Genomic DNA, 16,979 nt, shown 5'->3' with positions numbered 1-16,979 from the left:
ATTCATGGAGAACCCTAGATCATGGGTGTGCAGTCTGCCCACTCGGGTTGCTGTTCCCGGATGACCTCCTGCAAAGGGCGGCGCTGACCAAAGCCCTGCTCATGACCATGGTAGTAATCCAGCACGGGTTCCGGATGGCGCCAGCACAAATAACCATCGCCCGTATCAAAATCCACCAGCCATAATCCCGAAACAACCACGCCCAGACGCTCCATTTTATTGATCCAGCGCTGCACAATTTCTTCGTAGTGGATTTCCTGTTGCTGCAAAAGAAGATGGTTTTCCATATTGGCCCTCATCGACTCCAAAACCGGAGAGAGTTCATCAACAGCCTGGGCGGTAATGTTGCGGACCAAAGGAAAAATTTGCCGGGCTTCCAGCAGTGTGAACACGCGAATCTGACCCGGTCGCTGAATGGCAAATACCGAATCTCCATGTCCATGTAATCCGTCCGTTTCAGGCACGGTCAGTTCTCCTTCGGATAATATCGCGCAACTCGTGGATGCCCAAAGCCCAGGTGCCACCCAGATACAGAACGGCCGCTAAAAGCACCAGACCGAGGATCCGCAGGAGTCTTTCCCACAAGGGTAGGGCCAGCCACAGTGCAGTATCGCCGCGCAAGCTCAATAACACCAAGCCCATGATAATCGCCATGGCAGCGGATTTCAGCAAGAAGGGCGGCCAGCCCGCCTGCATTTGATAAACACCATCTCGATGCAGGCGGCGCCAGAGCAGAATGGCATTCACCAGTGCTGCTGTGCTGGTGGCAATGGCCAAACCCAATTGTTGCAGGGGCCAGGCGAGAATCAGGCTGATGACCATGTTGACTGCCACGCTGATCATGCCGAAACGGACGGGCGTTCGAGTATTTTGATGCGCATAAAAAGCCGGGGCAAGGACGCGTGCAGCAATGATGGGTAATATGCCAATACCATAACCCATCAGACTCAGACTGCTCTGCCAGGCATCTTCAGCGCTATAGGCACCGTAGCGAAACAGGCTGATCAGAAGTGGCTGCGCCAGAACCAGCAGACCGACCGTCGCCGGAAGGCCGATCAGCCAGGTCAGACGCAGCGCCCAGTCCAGGGTTTCTGGAAATTGCGCAGAACCCTCAGCCGCCTGCCGGGATAGCAGAGGTAATACCACGGTTCCCAAGGCGACCCCGAAAACGCCCAGAGGAAATTCCACCAACCGGTCAGAGTAATAAAGATAGGAAACCACATTCGCCCCGACCAGAGAGGCCAGGATGGTATTCAGGAATAAATTGATCTGAGCGACCGATGCGCCGAAAGCTGCTGGTCCCATCAGGCGCAAGACCTTGGCGACGCCCGGATCACGGCGGCGCAGGCGCGGCCAGCGCAAATATCCCAGTTTTTTCAGGGCTGGAAACTGAAACAGAAGCTGTACCACGCCACCAATCAACACACCCCAGGCTACGGCGACAACCGGTTGGGCAAGATGCGGTGCCCAGAATAATGCGGTGGCAATAATGCTGAGATTCAGGAAAACCGGCGTAAAAGCAGGCACCGTAAAATGGCCATGGGTATTGAGCACACCACCAGCCAGCGCCACCATTGAGATCAGAAAGAGATAGGGAAAAGTAATCCGCAGTAATTCCACGGTCAGCTGGAATTTGCCGGGGTTAGCAGCAAACCCCGGAGCTATGGCGTAAACTACGGCGCTGGCAGCGAGAATGCCGATCAGTGTGACCACGGCCAGGGTCAGGGCCAGCCAGCCACTGATATCGGCGACAAACGCCTGAGCTTCCTCCGTCGTGCGCTGGGCCCGGTATTCTCCCAGAACTGGAACGAATGATTGCGAGAAGGCGCCTTCTCCAAACAGCCGACGAAACAGGTTGGGAATCCGGAAGGCCACAAAAAAAGCATCAGCCATTTCCCCGGCCCCGAACAAATGCGCAAGAATAATGTCACGGGCGAAACCAAGCAGTCGGGAAAGCATGGTATTGCTTCCGACTTTCAATACACTGCGCAGTGGGTGTTTACTCATAAACGCACAAAAGAGGATGGAAGCATCCCGGAATAATGGCACGGCCGTTTGAAACAGCCAAGATCAATAATTACCTTCCAGCAAAAAGTCCATGAACTTTTGCGCTACGGCGGTTAAGCGTTTGTTCTTGCGATACACGGCGTGCCATTGTCTGAGAATGGGGAAACCCACGACATCCAGAATGGCAATATTTCCGGCATTGGCTTCGGCAGCAATGGTGTTGCGGGACAGGACACTCAGCCCCAGTCCCCCGGCGACCAGCTGTTTGACCGCTTCATTACTGCTCATGGTCATTCTGACTTTGAGCTGGACTCCCTGTTCCTGGAAAAAATTCTGGGCTGTCAGCCGGGTTCCGGAACCTTCTTCCCGAAGAATAAAGGCTTCATCTTTTAATCGCTCTGGAGCAATGCGGGATTGTTCAGCTAACGGGTGATCGCCGGGGGCGAGTACAACCAGCGGATTATCCATAAAGGGGCGGGCAACACCGTCAATATCATCAGGAACCTGGCCCATGATGTAAATGTCGTCGAGATTTTGCTTGAGTCGTTCAAGGATGCTATCGCGATTGGCAATTTCAAGATGGACTTCAATACCTGCGTGTTCCTTGCAGAAGGTACCAATGAGGCGCGGCGCGAAGTACTCTGCCGTCGAAATGATGGACAGGTTAAGCGTCCCTGATTCGAGGTTGCGCTGGGCGTTGAGCTCCTGATTCAGTGCATCCAGACGACGCAGAATGTCGTTTCCGGCCCTGGCAACTGCTTCTCCGGCAGCCGTGAGGTAAAGTTTTTTGCCCATTTGTTCATACAGGGGCTCGCCAGCGGTCTCGGAAAGTTGCTTGATCTGTATGGACAGTGCTGAAGGCGTCTGGTGTAATTCCGTTGCAGCGCGGGTCATGTTAAGGTGTCGCGCAAGCACCGTAAAAATACGTAATTGGTGCAGGGTCGGATGGCGGATTATCAAGGTTTTATTTTTCCAAAAGGTAATATTAATTTCTTTTTACTTTACCTTATGGAAGGCACTTTGTACATTCGTCAAGGGTTACAGCTTTGCAGGTCGAGTTAGACTGATACTTTAGGAGGAATCTTATGGCTGGTAAATATGAAGCCGGCGTCAAGGAGTACCGCCACACATATTGGGCTCCGGACTACGTGCCGCTCGAGTCGGATCTTTTGGCGTGTTTCAAGATTATCCCGCAGCCTGGTGTGGATCGGGAAGAAGCAGCGGCGGCGGTAGCCGCAGAATCATCTACCGGCACCTGGACTACGGTCTGGACTGACCTGCTTACCGACATGGACTACTACAAGGGTCGTGCGTACCGCATTGAAGACGTCCCCGGTGACGACGCAGCTTTCTATGCGTTCATCGCGTATCCGATCGACCTGTTCGAAGAAGGTTCGGTGGTTAACGTATTCACCTCGCTGGTGGGTAACGTATTCGGATTTAAAGCGGTTCGTGCCCTGCGTCTGGAAGACGTGCGCTTCCCGCTGCATTACGTCATGACCTGTAACGGTCCGTCTCATGGTATTCAGGTAGAGCGTGACTTGCTTGACAAGTATGGCCGGCCGATGCTGGGTTGTACCATCAAGCCCAAGCTGGGTCTTTCTGCCAAGAACTACGGTCGTGCCGTATATGAAGCCCTGCGTGGTGGTCTGGATTTCACCAAGGATGACGAAAACGTCAATTCCCAGCCTTTCATGCGCTGGCGTGACCGCTTCCTCTTCGTGGCTGATGCCATCCACAATGCCGAAGCCCAGACGGGTGAGCGCAAGGGTCACTATCTGAACGTGACCGCGCCTTCTCCGGAAGAAATGTACGAGCGCGCCGAGTTTGCCAAAGAACTGGGTATGCCCATCATTATGCATGACTTCCTCACGGGCGGTTTCTGTGCCAATACTGGTCTGGCCCGCTGGTGCCGCAAAAATGGCGTTCTGCTCCATATTCACCGTGCCATGCATGCGGTGATCGACCGAAATCCCAACCATGGTATTCACTTCCGGGTGTTGACCAAGGCCCTGCGTCTGTCCGGTGGTGATCATCTCCATACCGGTACCGTGGTCGGCAAGCTGGAAGGCGATCGCGCTTCTACCCTGGGTTGGATTGACCTGCTTCGCGAATCCTACATTCCTGAAGATCGCAGTCGCGGTATTTTCTTTGATCAGGATTGGGGTTCCATGCCCGGCGCCTTTGCCGTGGCTTCCGGTGGTATTCACGTGTGGCACATGCCGGCACTGGTGAGCATTTTCGGTGATGACTCCGTGCTGCAGTTTGGTGGCGGTACTCTGGGTCACCCCTGGGGTAATGCGGCAGGTGCGGCGGCTAACCGCGTGGCTCTGGAAGCATGCGTCGAAGCCCGTAACCGTGGCGTCGAGATCGAGAAGGAAGGCAAGGAAGTGTTGATGAATGCAGCTCGCCATTCGCCAGAACTCAAGATCGCTCTGGAAACCTGGAAAGAAATCAAGTTTGAGTTCGATACGGTCGACAAGCTCGACGTACAGAACCGCTAATTTCTGGTAATTCATCAGCTTATTCAGGAAGGAGGTCATCATGGCCGATGTGCAAGATTATAAGCAAGTCCGCCGGTATGAGACGTTTTCATACCTGCCACCCATGTCTGCTGAACAGATTCGGGCTCAGATTCAGTACATTGTCGCTCAGGGTTGGAACCCTGCAGTAGAGCATGTCGAGCCCAGTCGCTCGTTCACGCATTACTGGTACATGTGGAAGCTTCCGATGTTTGGCGAAAGAAGTGTTGACGCCATTCTGGCCGAGTTGGAAGCCTGCCACCGCGAATACCCGGGTCATCTGGTGAAGTTGATCGGTTACGACAACTACACCCAGAGTCAAGGTCTGGCGTTTGTGGTTTACCGGGGCTCCTGAACAGGGGCAGCAGTGACGAAGCCGCCGTGTTTTTTACGGCGGCTACATCAAGGGAGGCAATATGTCTGAATTATCCGCTTCCGGTCACTTGCGTGGTCGGGCTTTGGCGCAGAAGATGCGGCGCCAGCAGGCCGTGCGCAAGCAAACCGAAAGAACACGGTCAGTGCCAGCAGCTGCTGAGCCAAAGTCTGTACCGAATTCGATGAAGACAGAACCCACAGCAGCAGTGGTTATGTCGCCATCCGTACACATTGATAACATGTCCCAAAAAAACTCCGGAAGAGAAGCCGCATTAGCGCATCGCGCCCAAAGATGTACGGGTGCGCAGTGCTGGTCTGATCCGGAGCAGCGGCGTTTGCGCAGCCGTCGTCGGGTTGTCCCGGCAGAAAGCAGCCAGGCAGTAATGGTTGCTGAAAAGGTTGAGCAGCCGCTGATTCCCGGTGTGGAAGAATCATTTCTGGATTCCGTATGTGAAATGGTTGAATCAAGCCCTTCCGATTTTGCCTGGCGCGAAAATTCAGTGCGCCAGCTCTGCAAGGCACGGCGGCAGACGCTCTCCCAAAAGGGCAAGGTGGCGCTTACGGTGATGCGTGGTCTGAGTTCTGCCGCCGCGCGCTTGCGTTATCTGCAAAATGGTAATGGCCGCGAATTCGCCCGTTTGCATCGTCAGGAACAGGCCGAACATGGTCGGGGTCGCACGCAACCTGCCCGGGCTGCCGGTCAGTTACGTTCCAGAAAGTATCGGGCCCCACAGAAAGTTGAAGTGGATACCACTTTGGCAGGTTCGGAAGTGACCGGAACGCAAGTGACTCGTCAGGCTGCGGTTACCGGTAATGAGGCCGGATCCTGTCGGGGAATTACCGGTACAGAATATGTTGGCACTGATCAGTTCACCAGTTTTTGCAACAGTCGTCCGGCGCCAAATCCTGCCAAGGTAGGGCAGTCCAGTACCACTGCGCGGCAGTCTGTATCAGGTACGCAACTGGGCCGGTCTGCTGATGTGACAGGCGATGAAGCCGGTACGTGTACGGCAGTCACCGGTACCGAATACCTGAGCATGGAAAACTTTGGTGCATTTTGCCAGTCAGATCTGCCAGCCCGACCTCAGAAAGTGGCGATGGGTATTTCGGCGAAACAACGCCTGCCGATCAGTGGCTCAGATGAGGCAAGAGCCGTCGCTGTGACGGGTTCCGAGACGGGCGTTCAGCAGCGGATTACGGGTTCCCAGTATTCTGATGCTGGAGTGGCCCGGATGACCATTAACGGCGCACCACCCAAGGTTTCGCAAACGCACACCCTGGCAGGTGAACAGATTTCCGGAACAGCGGTAGACAGTTCCAGCAAAATTACGGGACTGGACTCCGGCGAATGTCGGCCAGTTACCGGAACGGAGTATCTGAGTCAGGAAACCTTTCAGTCTTTATGCCGTACGGCGGCACCGGAGCCGGTACCTGCCAAGGTCGGAATCAGTAATACCGATAAAGGGCTGCGGATTACCGGCAATCTGGTAGATCGTTCTGAAAAGGTCACCGGTAATGAGCCTGGTAGTTGTCAACGGGTAACCGGTACAGGCTACGCTGTGGCGAACTTGTGTGGCGGTGGTGTCGATAAGGTGGGGATGATGTCCAGTCTGTCGGGTACCGCCCTGACAGGGACAGGAGTGAGTTCACACCCAAAAATGTCTGGTGACGAGCGTGGAGAGTGCTTGCCCGTCACCGGTACGGAATATTATGGGGCAGAGCATTATGCTGCATGCGCGAGCACTCCGCATGCTGAAGCTCCCAAAGTGGGTGTAACTCGGACCGCTACTGGACAGTTGGTCAGTGGACCGTTGCTAACACCTTCAGAAAATGTAACAGGTAATGAGGCTGGGGCGTTTTCAGCCGTTTCTGGAACGCCTTACGCGGGCGATGCCCTCAGCAACCTGCCTGAATCAGCTCCTCAGGAGGCCGTGATGCAGTCAGCCATAGCTTCAAGTGCGCCTCAAGAGGAACCGGCATGCTGCAGTAACTGTGCGCTCAAAAAACAGGCAATGGCACAAATGGTACCGGCCAGCACCCGTTTTGTGGACGCGCCGGTTGCACCGCAATCTCCACAGGCCGTAGTGAGTGCGCCGCAGGACTTCAGTATTGTTCCTCCGTCCCGGCAGATGCCCGGTCGCATTACCGGCAATAGTGCGGATCAGAATGATCGTGTCACTGGCCCGGTCAATCTGGCAAGAGGGCTGGTGACCGGTACGCCAGAGTTCCGGACTCGGGAAATGCCGCAAGGTACTCCGCTTTCCGTGCAGCCAGGCATGCCTGCCAGCCCGGAAGTAGCCTCTTCGGAAACGGCTGTGCCCGAACGTGGTGCCTGGCAGATTACTGGTGACGACTGGAGTCGGAGTAAGCGCGTCACCGGCACAGAAGGACACTGGGCCCAAAAGCGTAATCCTACGCAACGCGGTGATGCGAAAATTTGTGTCATGTCTGCGGGCGTAAACAAAGGGCAGGCTTTGTCGGCAGCGTTGAGTGAATCCAAGTTGACCGGCAGCAGCGGGAGTTCTTCCCGGGGGTCATTGGTTACTTATTCCGGAGGCGCGCGAGGATGATGGGTTTTCGGCATCTGTTCCGGGATGATTCAGCTTTTCAGGTTGAGGGCTGAAGCTTGGATACACGTAAAATCAGACGCATGCGTGGTATAGGTACGCCAGATCCCATGCCCATGCCCATGGCCAGGCAGTTCTCTCAGGCTGTGCACGTTCAGGTTCCCCAGCAGGCTGACGGTAAGCCAGCTGTGCATCCAGCCTGCGCCAGCCTACCCGCCCACCAATGCCACCATGCTTTGGTGAATAAAACGGAAAATGATCGTCTTGCCCGTTTCGAATCAAGTATCAAGCGGCGTTTTGATGAAATTGTGCCGGTTCTGAAAGAAGTGGCTGCTTTGGGCGCATCGCGTGACTTTACCGAGCAGGCTAACCGTCTGGCAGAACAGCATTTAGGTCATCCCTTTCCTGAAGGTGTTTTGGAGAGGTCGTGGATTCATGGTGTGGATGTACCGACCTTGTATAGTTCCAGCATCTTTTCAGCATTGGCGGCAGGCGTTGAGCAATTCTCGCAGCGCATCCATCAGGAAGTAGCCGATGCTCAAAGTCTGGATGCCTTGCTAGTCGACTGCGGGTTTCACGCAATTAATGTTTCAGCCTGTGCTGATGGTCGTTTGAAAGGCCTGTTTACCTATATTTTAAGACTGCCTGCTTCGGATTTATTACGATACTCTACTTTTGCTGGAACTTTGTTTGATGTAGAAGACGATATTCTTGACTGGCAGGCTGCGGAATTGCGTCGCTTCCGTGAGGGGTATCCCAGTACTTCTGATAGTGGTACCCGATATCTAAAGGTGGCCGTATATCACCGCAGTTCACTGGATCCTATGCATCAGGGTTGTGCAGCGCATCAGAGCAATGAAAAATTAGCTATGGAAGCTGCTCTGGAACGCTTGCAACAGTTTCGCCATGGTATTGAAAATGCTTTTTGTTGTGGTGCCAGTACCGATATTTTGCTGATTGGCCTCGATACGGATACTGATGCGATTCGCATTCATGTGCCGGACAGTCATGGAGATTTGAGTCTATTCCGCTCTGTGGACAATGCCGAACTCTATAAAAAGACTCTGGGTATGAATGCCGATCAGGCACGCCTTGCAATTTATGAAGCCATCGCCAATGTCAGTGATGTCGGCGGATGGGGGCAGGGTGACGGCAAACCCCATGACGGGATGCGGCGCCTGATTGCCAACCTGCTTATCAATAATCTGAGCCAGATAGAATATGTCATTGAAAACTTCGGGGGCTGGTATCCCGACAGAGGCCATGGCGAACGCTTTATGAGTATTGGTGACGGTTTTCAGGAGTTGCAGGTGCGTAATCTGTCTTATTACGCGCACCTGGATACTGTGGAAGAGGGAGCTGCGGATCTGGATGTGGGGGTCAAGATTTTTCGACATCTGAATGTCGAACAGGGTTTACCCATACCCATGGCGATTAATTACAGATATGACGCCAATGTCCCTGGCCACAGAGAACGCATCATTATCAAATTACAGCGCGTGGCAGCAGCTATTCAAGCACGGTACAGTGATTTACTGTCCGAAGGTATGCTTTATTTACATGGCAGCGTCCAGAATCAGAAACTGGGCAGTCCATTGGAGGAGGTGCCACTCACATGAAGATCATGCGTGTGGAAAAAACTCTGGTATCGACCAACCGTATTGCAGAAATGGGTCATCGTCCTCTACTGGTGGTTCAGGAAAAGGAAGGTGGACCGCGCTCACTGGCGGTGGATGCTGTGGGTTGTATTCCCGGTGATTGGGTGATTTGTGTGGGATCTTCGGCAGCGCGCGAAGCTGCTGGCAGTAAGGATTATCCATCAGATCTGACGATTATTGGCATCATTGATAATTGGGACCCTCTGTAGTCGTGGAGATTATGCAGGTGGTTTCGGAGCTGGTGGTCACCCGTCGGGTTCCTGGACTGAAGCAAAGTTCGCTACGGGTGTTGTCTGATGCAACAGGGAAACTGAATGTAGCGATGGATCCCGTAGGGGTTCCGCCGGGTAAATGGGTGTTTACGGTAGCAGGTTCGGCGGCGCGTTATGCGGCGGGCGATTTTGAGATTCATACTGATTTGACCATTGGTGGAATCATTGACTTTTGGGAACCTTGAAACGTTCTCGATATTGGGTTTTGTTCTCGTAAGGAGGGGTGCAAATGGCAGATGTATCAGGTGTTGCGTTGGGTATGATTGAAACCCGTGGTTTGGTGCCGGCTATTGAAGCGGCTGATGCAATGACCAAGGCCGCTGAAGTGCGTTTGATTGGTCGCCAGTTTGTCGGTGGTGGTTATGTCACCGTGTTGGTGCGTGGCGAAACAGGTGCAGTGAATGCTGCAGTTCGTGCTGGTGCTGATGCCTGCGAACGGGTGGGTGACGGCCTGGTGGCTGCACACATCATTGCGCGTGTGCACTCTGAGGTCGAGCACATCCTGCCGAAGGCTGCCACTGCTTAATCAGCGGCAGCCAGCGGTTCTGATTTTTAGATTGTCTATTGAGGAGTTGATGAAATGGCAGAAGTGACAGGTATTGCGTTGGGTATGATTGAAACCCGTGGTTTGGTGCCAGCTATTGAAGCAGCTGATGCGATGACCAAGGCTGCTGAAGTGCGTTTGATTGGTCGCCAGTTTGTCGGTGGTGGTTATGTCACCGTATTGGTGCGTGGCGAAACAGGTGCGGTGAATGCTGCAGTTCGTGCGGGTGCTGATGCTTGCGAACGGGTCGGTGATGGTCTGGTAGCCGCCCACATTATTGCCCGTGTCCATTCTGAGGTAGAACACATTCTGCCGAAAGCACCATCAGCCTGAACCGGTTTGATTGTTGCTTGAATGAACGTGAGTGAGCGGGCGTAGTTCCTACGCCCTTCCTGGCAGAGGTAATCAATATAAAGGAGACACAGATGGCAGCACTTACGGGTATTGCTCTGGGTATGATTGAAACACGCGGTCTGGTGCCAGCTATTGAAGCAGCGGATGCGATGACCAAAGCGGCAGAAGTCCGTTTGGTTGGCCGTCAGTTTGTGGGTGGCGGTTATGTCACTGTGTTGGTGCGTGGCGAAACGGGTGCGGTAAATGCGGCTGTCCGTGCGGGTGCTGATGCCTGCGAACGGGTCGGTGATGGTCTGGTAGCCGCCCACATTATTGCCCGGGTACACACCGAGGTGGAACATATTTTACCTCAGTCTCCCAGCACTGATGGTAGTGGCCGGGATGGTGATGTTACCGGCAATCTGAGCTGAAACCCATGAATGGGGTGCGTATTCATCATCCCCGCATCATTGGTTTTTTAACGCGTGCGCTGACTCATGAGTACACGGCGGTGCAGCAGTACCGTACCCAGTCAAGTCTTTGTACGCTCTGGGGCATGGCAGATTGGGCTGAATATTTTCGTAATGAATCGCGGGAAGAACTGGATCATGCCGGTATTCTCAGTCAGCAGCTTTTGCTGATGGGAATAGCCCCGACGGGTGCGCAATTACGGCCACCGCGCCCGGGTAGGGATTTGCGCGAAATGTTGACGCACGATCAGGACCTGGAGTTTTCGGCAGTGCAATTGTATAGCGAAGCCCAGAATTTTTCCGAGCGTATGCGGGATATTCCTTCTGCTGAGGTGTTTGCCCATCTGCGCGCCGATGAAGAAGGCCATATGCGGTCGCTTGCCGAAATGTTGGAGCGTTTTCACTAAGTTTGGAGGGTGTTTGTGAACCAGGATCTCCAGGATATGCAGGCTCCCGAGGGATGGGAAATTCAGCGTCGTCCTTTGGGGTGGAGCAAACGATTTGAGTTTTCCGACTATGCACGAACTCGTCATTTTCTGGATTTGCTGACGGGACTTTCTGAGAAACTCGGCTATTATCCAAACCTGAATTTTGCGAAAACCTACGTGGTCGTCGCAATTCAATTTGAAGAAGATGCCGTGGAGCCTGAGCGGGCAGAATTTGCTGCAGCGGCTGAGCACTGCGCAGTGCAGGCACGGGAGTAACATTGATCATGACCACCGCCAAGCGGATTGCCCTTTTTAATGCCAAAGGTGGTTGTGGTAAAACCACTCTGGCCTGGAACCTGGCGATGGGCTTGTCCAAACGCGGTGCCACCTTACTGCTGGATGCCGACCCTCAGGGAAGCCTGGGCTATTGGGCGGATTGGGCTGCTGAAGCTGATGGTCATGCTTTGTCTGTACAAAGCTGGTCAGAACAAAGCGCGGGGCAATCCGCTGATTTTGCCTACTGGGTGATTGATTGTCCGCCTTCTCTGGAGAGTGCTGAAACCCGGGAGGTACTGGCGATGGCGGACTGGATATTATTACCAGTGCTGCCCTCGCCACTGGATTTATGGGCGAGCCAACGCAGTGTAGAAGTGATTTCGGCCCTGCATGCGGGAAAAGCGGCTCGAAATGCAGCATTTGTGCTGAATCAGGTGGAAAGCCACAGTGCTTTGTCTCGTGCTGCAGAATCTGCAGTTCAGGCAATGGGCCTGAAAGTGTTACCAGTGCAGGTCGCCCGCCGGGCCATATACCGGAATGCAGCCATTGAAGGGAAAAGTGTGTATCAGATGGGTAAGCGAGCCACGGCTGCCGTACAGGAATTCGAAGGAATTATTGAGGAGATCTTGAAATGAGCAATTTGGAGAACAAACTCAACGCGAGTATCCAGAGTCCCAGACGGCGTACTCCGGCTGCAGCTACAGCCAGCACACCTGCGGCAGGCACTGAAAAAACAACTACGGGCAATAAACTGGCGACGAGCAGTAAACCTGTTCAGAAAAGCACGCCCAAAGCAACGCCCGCCGTGTGCGATCTGAATGCAGGTGGTGGGCGCGAAATCAATCCCCAGCGTATTTGGCCAGACTAGCACCGTATTCTTCCTGATGAATTTTGACCGGCCTGTGTGTAGTACATGGGTAGAGGGTGCTTTGCGATAAAAATGGGGTGAGCTAGGTATGTCCATTCAGTTGGCGGATTATCCGGAAATATTGGAAGATCTGGGGCCACACGCCGCCGAAGTCCTGGAGGCCAATTGGTATGAAGCCGCCCGGGTTTTTGGTCGACGTGGTCTCGAATCCTATCTGCAGGGTGCCAGCAGCCTTAAGGCGCTGGGACGTGGGACTGATCTGGTTCTTGCTTTTATAGAAGGTGCCCCACAGGTTGCCCGTGAAATTGGCGAGCAGGCTGTTTTCGAAATGCTTTCCATGGCCATTCGCATGTTTTCCAAAACCAGCGCCGAAGTGCTGGCCTTATTTTTCACCAGTGCTCCGATTGTTGCCCGTCGTTTGGGTGAACTGGAATTGTTTCGCGGCTATCTGCTGCTACTTGATCAGTTACTCGCCCAGGCACCGCGTGGTGTTCGTCCGATGTTGGGCAAAATTGAAGTGCTCCTCGAAAAAATGACCCTGGGTGGTTTGCGGCGTTGGGCTAGTTGGGGTATTTCCGCCTATCGCAGTGATTTTGCCGCACAGGTAGAATTTTTCGGTCTGAATACGCCACAATCCCTGGCCGTGCTTCAGCAGGAACGTCGCGGTGTTCTTTTCATTGACGTACAACGCCGTTTGATCATGTATCTGCGCGCTTTGTGGGGTCGTGATTTTTTTCTGCGTCCCACTTCCGGAGATTATGAAACCAGAGAAGGTTACCAGCCCTACATAGAAAATTACTTCATTCATGTTCCCGACGCCTACGACGATGTGGAAAACGCCCAAGGGGAAAAAACAGCCGCCCTGGAGCTGTATCGTGCTGCAGCGGCACACGCCGCAGCGCATGTGGTTTTTTCCAGATACGATCCCCGTTTTGAGCTGGCAAAGCCCTTGCAACGTTTGTGGATTGGTATTCTGGAAGATGCCCGGGTTGAGCATCTTGCCATCCAGAAATTCCCGGGTCTTTTCCCTCTATGGCAACATTTAGGCCGTTTGCCGGCCTGTGTGGAACAGGCAGCAGAGCCTGAAACCGTAGCCATCATGGATCGTATCAGCCTCGCACTGCTCGATGCTGACTATGCTGATCCACATCCCTTTGTGGCCAACGCCCGAGAAGCGTTTATCCGGGTGTTGGCAGCCGAAGAAGACGTTTATGATGTGCTGATGGCGGCTGCTGAAAAACTGGCGGAAGAATGTGAAAAATCTTCCTGGAATTACTCTGTGCAGAAAGATCAGTCTGAAAGCCCCTATCGCGATGATAATCGCTATCTCTGGACGGCGCCTGCCACAGACTGGAGTGGCGATCCTCTCTCCGGCGGTCAGGCTCAGGTACGCAAATATGTCAGCATCATGGAAATGATCAACGCCGTCGATGTGGAAACAGCGGGAGATGATGCCCAGGAAGTCTGGGTGCTCGCCACAGAGTTCTATGACGACGATGGCCTGACGTTTAACGAAAAAGAGGGCAAGACGCCGGTGTCGCAACCGGTAAATTATTCCGAGTGGGATTATCAGACCCAGCTGGAACGTCCCTTGTGGGTGACCGTGTATGAAAAACATCCCAAAATGGGAGATCCCTCAGAAATTAATACCATGCTCGAACAACAAAAGCCTTTGGTGCAAAGGCTGCGAAAGCTGATTGAAGCGGTGCAGCCCCAGGGCGTGGTGCGGACGCGCAAAGTCGAAGATGGGGATGAAATTGATATTAATGCGGCCATTCTGGCGATGACGGATATCCGCATGGGGCAACAGCCGGATCCGCGTATAGGTATTCGCACCCGTCTGAATATTCGGGATCTTTCCGTCATGTTGCTGGTTGATCTTTCCGAATCGACCAATGACCTGCTGCGTACGCGTTCGGAAGGAGATGTCAGTGTGCTGCATTTGGCCAGGGAAGCCACGGCTTTGCTGGCTGAGGCCCTGGAGCGCATTGGCGACCCCTATATGCTCTGTGGTTTTGATTCCAATGGGCGCCACGACGTAGAGTTTTACAAGTTCAAGGACTTTGATGCGCCGTATGATGACAAAGTGAAAGGTCGTCTGGCAGGAATGACCGGACAGCTTTCGACCCGCATGGGTGCGGCACTGCGCCATGCCGGACATCTGCTGGATCAGCGTGCCAGCCAGAAAAAATTGATTCTGCTCCTCACCGATGGTGAACCCGCAGATAATGATGTGCGCGATCCACAATATTTGCGTTTTGATACCAAAAAAGCCGTAGAAGAACTGAACCGCAAGGGTATCCGGACATTTTGCCTGTCTCTGGACCCTTATGCCGATGAATATGTTTCCAGAATTTTCGGGCAACGTAATTATCTGGTGCTGGATCATGTGGACAAGCTTCCAGAAAAATTACCGCAGCTTTATATATCCATGACCAAATGATTTTAAATTGGAACATAATACAGGGAGTGTCGAATGGGTAATTGGGCAATTGCAATTCCATTCCTGCCAATTTTATCGGCAGTCATTATTTTTGTCTTTGCGCATTCTGCCCGCAAGGTGGCGGCGCGAATCAGCGTAATCATTACCTTGCTGACTTTTATATTGGCGCTCATTGAGCTGACCAGTTATGCCCTGGGCGGCTTTTCGCGCGTGGAGGTTATCGGCACCCTCTGGGGGAGTGTATGGCTTGATCCTCTAACCCTCATCATGTGGAGTTTTGTGAGTGGAATCAGCCTGCTGGTCCATATGTATTCTGTGCGCTACATGGTCGAAGAGGCTAATTACACCCGCTTTTTTGCGCTTCTTGACTTGATGACAGCGACTATTTTATTCATGGTTTCTGCGGCTGATCTGATTACCTTGCTGGTCGCCTGGTTTCTGGTGGGGGTGGTACTTTATTTTTTGTTGGGCCACGATACCAACCGTCCTGCAGCAGGACGTTATGCGTTCTGGACGCAAATTACTTACCGGGCCGGAGATGTGCCACTCTGGTTGGCTGCTTTTGTGCTGATCAGAAGTTACCACTCTATTTCCCTTCCGGTGATTTTTTCCCGGCTGCAAATGTATCCGCATCTGGACGCTTTCTGGGGTTTATCGGTTCCGGAGCTGGTGGGTTTTCTCCTGGCTTTCGCCGCTTTTGCGCGCTCTGCCCAGTTTTTGCTTCATGGCTGGTTACCCTACACCATGGATGGTCCGACCCCGGTGTCTGCACTTATGCATGCAGGCATAGTCAACGCGGGCGGATTTTTGTTTAACCGGTTTTTTCCGGTATTCGAACACGCCAGTATTGTTTTGCATTTTGTTTTTATCGTAGGCCTGATTACCGCTGTAGTGGGATCAGCCATGATGTTGATTCAAAATGATGTGAAACGCTCACTGGGCTATTCGACCATGGGGCAGATGGGTTTTATGGTCATGGAATGCGGGGTCGGGGCTTTTGCTCTGGCCATTTTCCATCTGATCGCCCACGGATTTTTCAAGGCATCCCTGTTTTTGGGAGCAGGAAATATCATTGGCGAGGCCCGGGAACATGATGGCGTTCCTGCGGACCCGGTGTACACCTCGATTGTCGAGCGGCGTCCGGCCAAGCCTTCACGGCTGCCCTGGCTGGCGGCGGCAGCCTTGACCATTATCGTACCAGTAGTCGTGCTCAGTGTGTCCCACTTATTTGTTTCATCCCGACTTCTGCACGAACAAGGGGTCATTATCCTGCTCTTTTTCGGCTGGGTGACCGGAGCCCAGGCCTTGTTTGCCACCCATAAAATGACCCATACCAACCCCTGGCGTTTGATGGGTGGTATTCTCGGATCATTTGTTCTGGTGGTCATTGGTTATACCCTGATCAGCCATTACTTCGGACACTTTTTATATCCGCACGACGAGGAATATCAGATATATGGTGCCGCCAGTATCAACAGCGTCTACTTTGACGTATTGGTGATCATCCTTGCGCTGCTCTTTGTCGGTGCCTGGGCTTTGACCTTTTTTGCGGATTCCAGCGGTTGGTGGGATCGCGCAGACCAGGGCCGCTGGCGTGGTGTTTATCTGGCCCTGTATGCCTTGTTGTCCAGAGAGCTGTATGTCAATGACCTGTATGCCCGCATGACTCAGATTTTGTTGAGTGGGGCGCGGCGTCTCAACGTTATGTTACGGTGGTGCTGAGATGGATATCATCATCTGGATTATCGCAGGTGCGTTGCTTCCCTGGTTCCCGTTCAGCTGGATTTTTAACCGTTTACTGGTCAGTGCACCGGGTGCCTGGGCGCGCGCTCTGACGGTTATTGTCCTGCCACAACTGGGTCTACTGTTGCTTCTGAAATCAGGGGCCTGGTATGTGCTCGGCCAGGAAATGCCCACAGCCTTGCGGGCGTTGGCATTATTTACGGCGATTTTTTACGCCTATCGCGCTGCAGGAACCCGTGATGTGCAGATTTGGGCGCGTTTTATGGCCACTTCCGGCTTGTCCCTGACCTGGCTCCTGGTCGGATTGCTGCCGCAACACTGGGATATGCAACTTTTTGTGCTCGCCTGGTCTATCCCTGCTGCCCTGATGCTGATATGGGCGGGCGTTTTGACGAAAAAAACCGGAGCTTCCTATCTGGGCCTGAGCGGCGGTTTTGCCCGGGTTTTGCCCCGTCTTTCCGTGCTGATCTCTC

General features: G+C 53.4%; 18 protein-coding genes and 1 pseudogene. 16 read left to right on the top strand and 3 right to left on the bottom strand.

Going from position 1 to position 16,979, the window contains the following annotated elements; all coding sequences use genetic code 11:
• Nucleotides 1–14: 14 nt before the first annotated feature.
• From BLW97_RS09650 to BLW97_RS09640, 3 genes are all read right to left on the bottom strand, one after another.
• The gene (locus BLW97_RS09650) at nt 15–464 is read right to left on the bottom strand and encodes a DUF2203 family protein (RefSeq protein ID WP_010637861.1); all 450 of its coding nucleotides are present in this window, start codon (nt 462–464) and stop codon (nt 15–17) included.
• On the bottom strand, nt 457–2,007 hold the full coding sequence (murJ, locus tag BLW97_RS09645; RefSeq protein WP_075323014.1) for a murein biosynthesis integral membrane protein MurJ: 1,551 nt from the start codon (nt 2,005–2,007) through the stop codon (nt 457–459). Before murJ ends, BLW97_RS09650 begins: the two co-directional genes overlap by 8 nt.
• Before the next feature lie 63 nt (nt 2,008–2,070).
• A complete protein-coding gene (locus BLW97_RS09640) occupies nt 2,071–2,967 on the bottom strand; it encodes a LysR family transcriptional regulator (RefSeq protein WP_024893638.1) in 897 nt (298 codons plus the stop codon).
• 125 nt (nt 2,968–3,092) lie between these two features.
• Here BLW97_RS09640 and BLW97_RS09635 point away from each other — a divergent pair, with 125 nt between their 5' ends.
• The 16 genes and pseudogenes from BLW97_RS09635 to BLW97_RS09560 form a co-directional block, all read left to right on the top strand.
• Nucleotides 3,093–4,511: a form I ribulose bisphosphate carboxylase large subunit gene (locus tag BLW97_RS09635; RefSeq protein ID WP_010637867.1), complete on the top strand. Its 1,419-nt coding sequence runs from the start codon at nt 3,093–3,095 to the stop codon at nt 4,509–4,511.
• A 40-nt stretch (nt 4,512–4,551) separates the two neighbouring features.
• Nucleotides 4,552–4,884, top strand: coding sequence for a ribulose bisphosphate carboxylase small subunit (locus tag BLW97_RS09630; RefSeq protein WP_010637868.1), 333 nt, complete (start codon nt 4,552–4,554; stop codon nt 4,882–4,884).
• Between the two features lie 61 nt (nt 4,885–4,945).
• Nucleotides 4,946–7,474 carry an alpha-carboxysome scaffolding protein CsoS2 gene (locus BLW97_RS09625; protein WP_075323013.1) on the top strand — a complete coding sequence of 843 codons (2,529 nt, stop codon included), beginning with the start codon at nt 4,946–4,948 and terminating at the stop codon, nt 7,472–7,474.
• A gap of 56 nt (nt 7,475–7,530) precedes the next feature.
• On the top strand, nt 7,531–9,090 hold the full coding sequence (locus BLW97_RS09620; protein ID WP_075323012.1) for a carboxysome shell carbonic anhydrase: 1,560 nt from the start codon (nt 7,531–7,533) through the stop codon (nt 9,088–9,090).
• On the top strand, nt 9,087–9,338 hold the full coding sequence (gene csoS4, locus BLW97_RS09615) for an alpha-carboxysome shell vertex protein CsoS4 (RefSeq protein WP_010637873.1): 252 nt from the start codon (nt 9,087–9,089) through the stop codon (nt 9,336–9,338). Before BLW97_RS09620 ends, csoS4 begins: the two co-directional genes overlap by 4 nt.
• An 11-nt stretch (nt 9,339–9,349) precedes the next feature.
• Nucleotides 9,350–9,586 (top strand): carboxysome peptide B, encoded by a 237-nt coding sequence (locus BLW97_RS09610; protein WP_010637875.1) that lies wholly within the window; start codon nt 9,350–9,352, stop codon nt 9,584–9,586.
• Nucleotides 9,587–9,630: 44 nt separating this feature from the next.
• Nucleotides 9,631–9,927, top strand: coding sequence for an alpha-carboxysome major shell protein CsoS1 (gene csoS1 / locus BLW97_RS09605; protein WP_010637879.1), 297 nt, complete (start codon nt 9,631–9,633; stop codon nt 9,925–9,927).
• Between the two features lie 54 nt (nt 9,928–9,981).
• Nucleotides 9,982–10,278 carry an alpha-carboxysome major shell protein CsoS1 gene (csoS1, locus tag BLW97_RS09600; protein WP_010637881.1) on the top strand — a complete coding sequence of 99 codons (297 nt, stop codon included), beginning with the start codon at nt 9,982–9,984 and terminating at the stop codon, nt 10,276–10,278.
• A 92-nt stretch (nt 10,279–10,370) separates the two neighbouring features.
• Nucleotides 10,371–10,709 carry an alpha-carboxysome major shell protein CsoS1 gene (csoS1, locus tag BLW97_RS09595; protein ID WP_075323011.1) on the top strand — a complete coding sequence of 113 codons (339 nt, stop codon included), beginning with the start codon at nt 10,371–10,373 and terminating at the stop codon, nt 10,707–10,709.
• 5 nt (nt 10,710–10,714) lie between these two features.
• The gene (locus BLW97_RS09590) at nt 10,715–11,155 is read left to right on the top strand and encodes a ferritin-like domain-containing protein (protein ID WP_075323010.1); all 441 of its coding nucleotides are present in this window, start codon (nt 10,715–10,717) and stop codon (nt 11,153–11,155) included.
• Between the two features lie 15 nt (nt 11,156–11,170).
• On the top strand, nt 11,171–11,452 hold the full coding sequence (locus BLW97_RS09585; RefSeq protein WP_139110794.1) for a hypothetical protein: 282 nt from the start codon (nt 11,171–11,173) through the stop codon (nt 11,450–11,452).
• 8 nt (nt 11,453–11,460) lie between these two features.
• Nucleotides 11,461–12,087 (top strand): ParA family protein, encoded by a 627-nt coding sequence (locus tag BLW97_RS09580; protein WP_010637886.1) that lies wholly within the window; start codon nt 11,461–11,463, stop codon nt 12,085–12,087.
• Complete coding sequence (locus BLW97_RS09575) at nt 12,084–12,320, top strand: hypothetical protein (RefSeq protein WP_075323009.1); 237 nt, start codon at nt 12,084–12,086, stop codon at nt 12,318–12,320. Before BLW97_RS09580 ends, BLW97_RS09575 begins: the two co-directional genes overlap by 4 nt.
• An 88-nt stretch (nt 12,321–12,408) precedes the next feature.
• Nucleotides 12,409–14,763, top strand: coding sequence for a nitric oxide reductase activation protein NorD (locus BLW97_RS09570; RefSeq protein ID WP_075323008.1), 2,355 nt, complete (start codon nt 12,409–12,411; stop codon nt 14,761–14,763).
• A 33-nt stretch (nt 14,764–14,796) separates the two neighbouring features.
• The gene (locus BLW97_RS09565) at nt 14,797–16,485 is read left to right on the top strand and encodes an NADH-quinone oxidoreductase subunit 5 family protein (RefSeq protein ID WP_010637891.1); all 1,689 of its coding nucleotides are present in this window, start codon (nt 14,797–14,799) and stop codon (nt 16,483–16,485) included.
• Nucleotide 16,486: 1 nt separating this feature from the next.
• Nucleotides 16,487–16,979 (top strand): annotated as a pseudogene (locus BLW97_RS09560) (hypothetical protein); the annotation flags it as partial.

Origin of the sequence: Acidithiobacillus albertensis (assembly GCF_001931655.1) — a bacterium.
GTDB classification, from domain to species: Bacteria; Pseudomonadota; Gammaproteobacteria; order Acidithiobacillales; family Acidithiobacillaceae; genus Acidithiobacillus; species Acidithiobacillus thiooxidans.
This window is presented reverse-complemented; position numbering and strand designations above follow the sequence as displayed.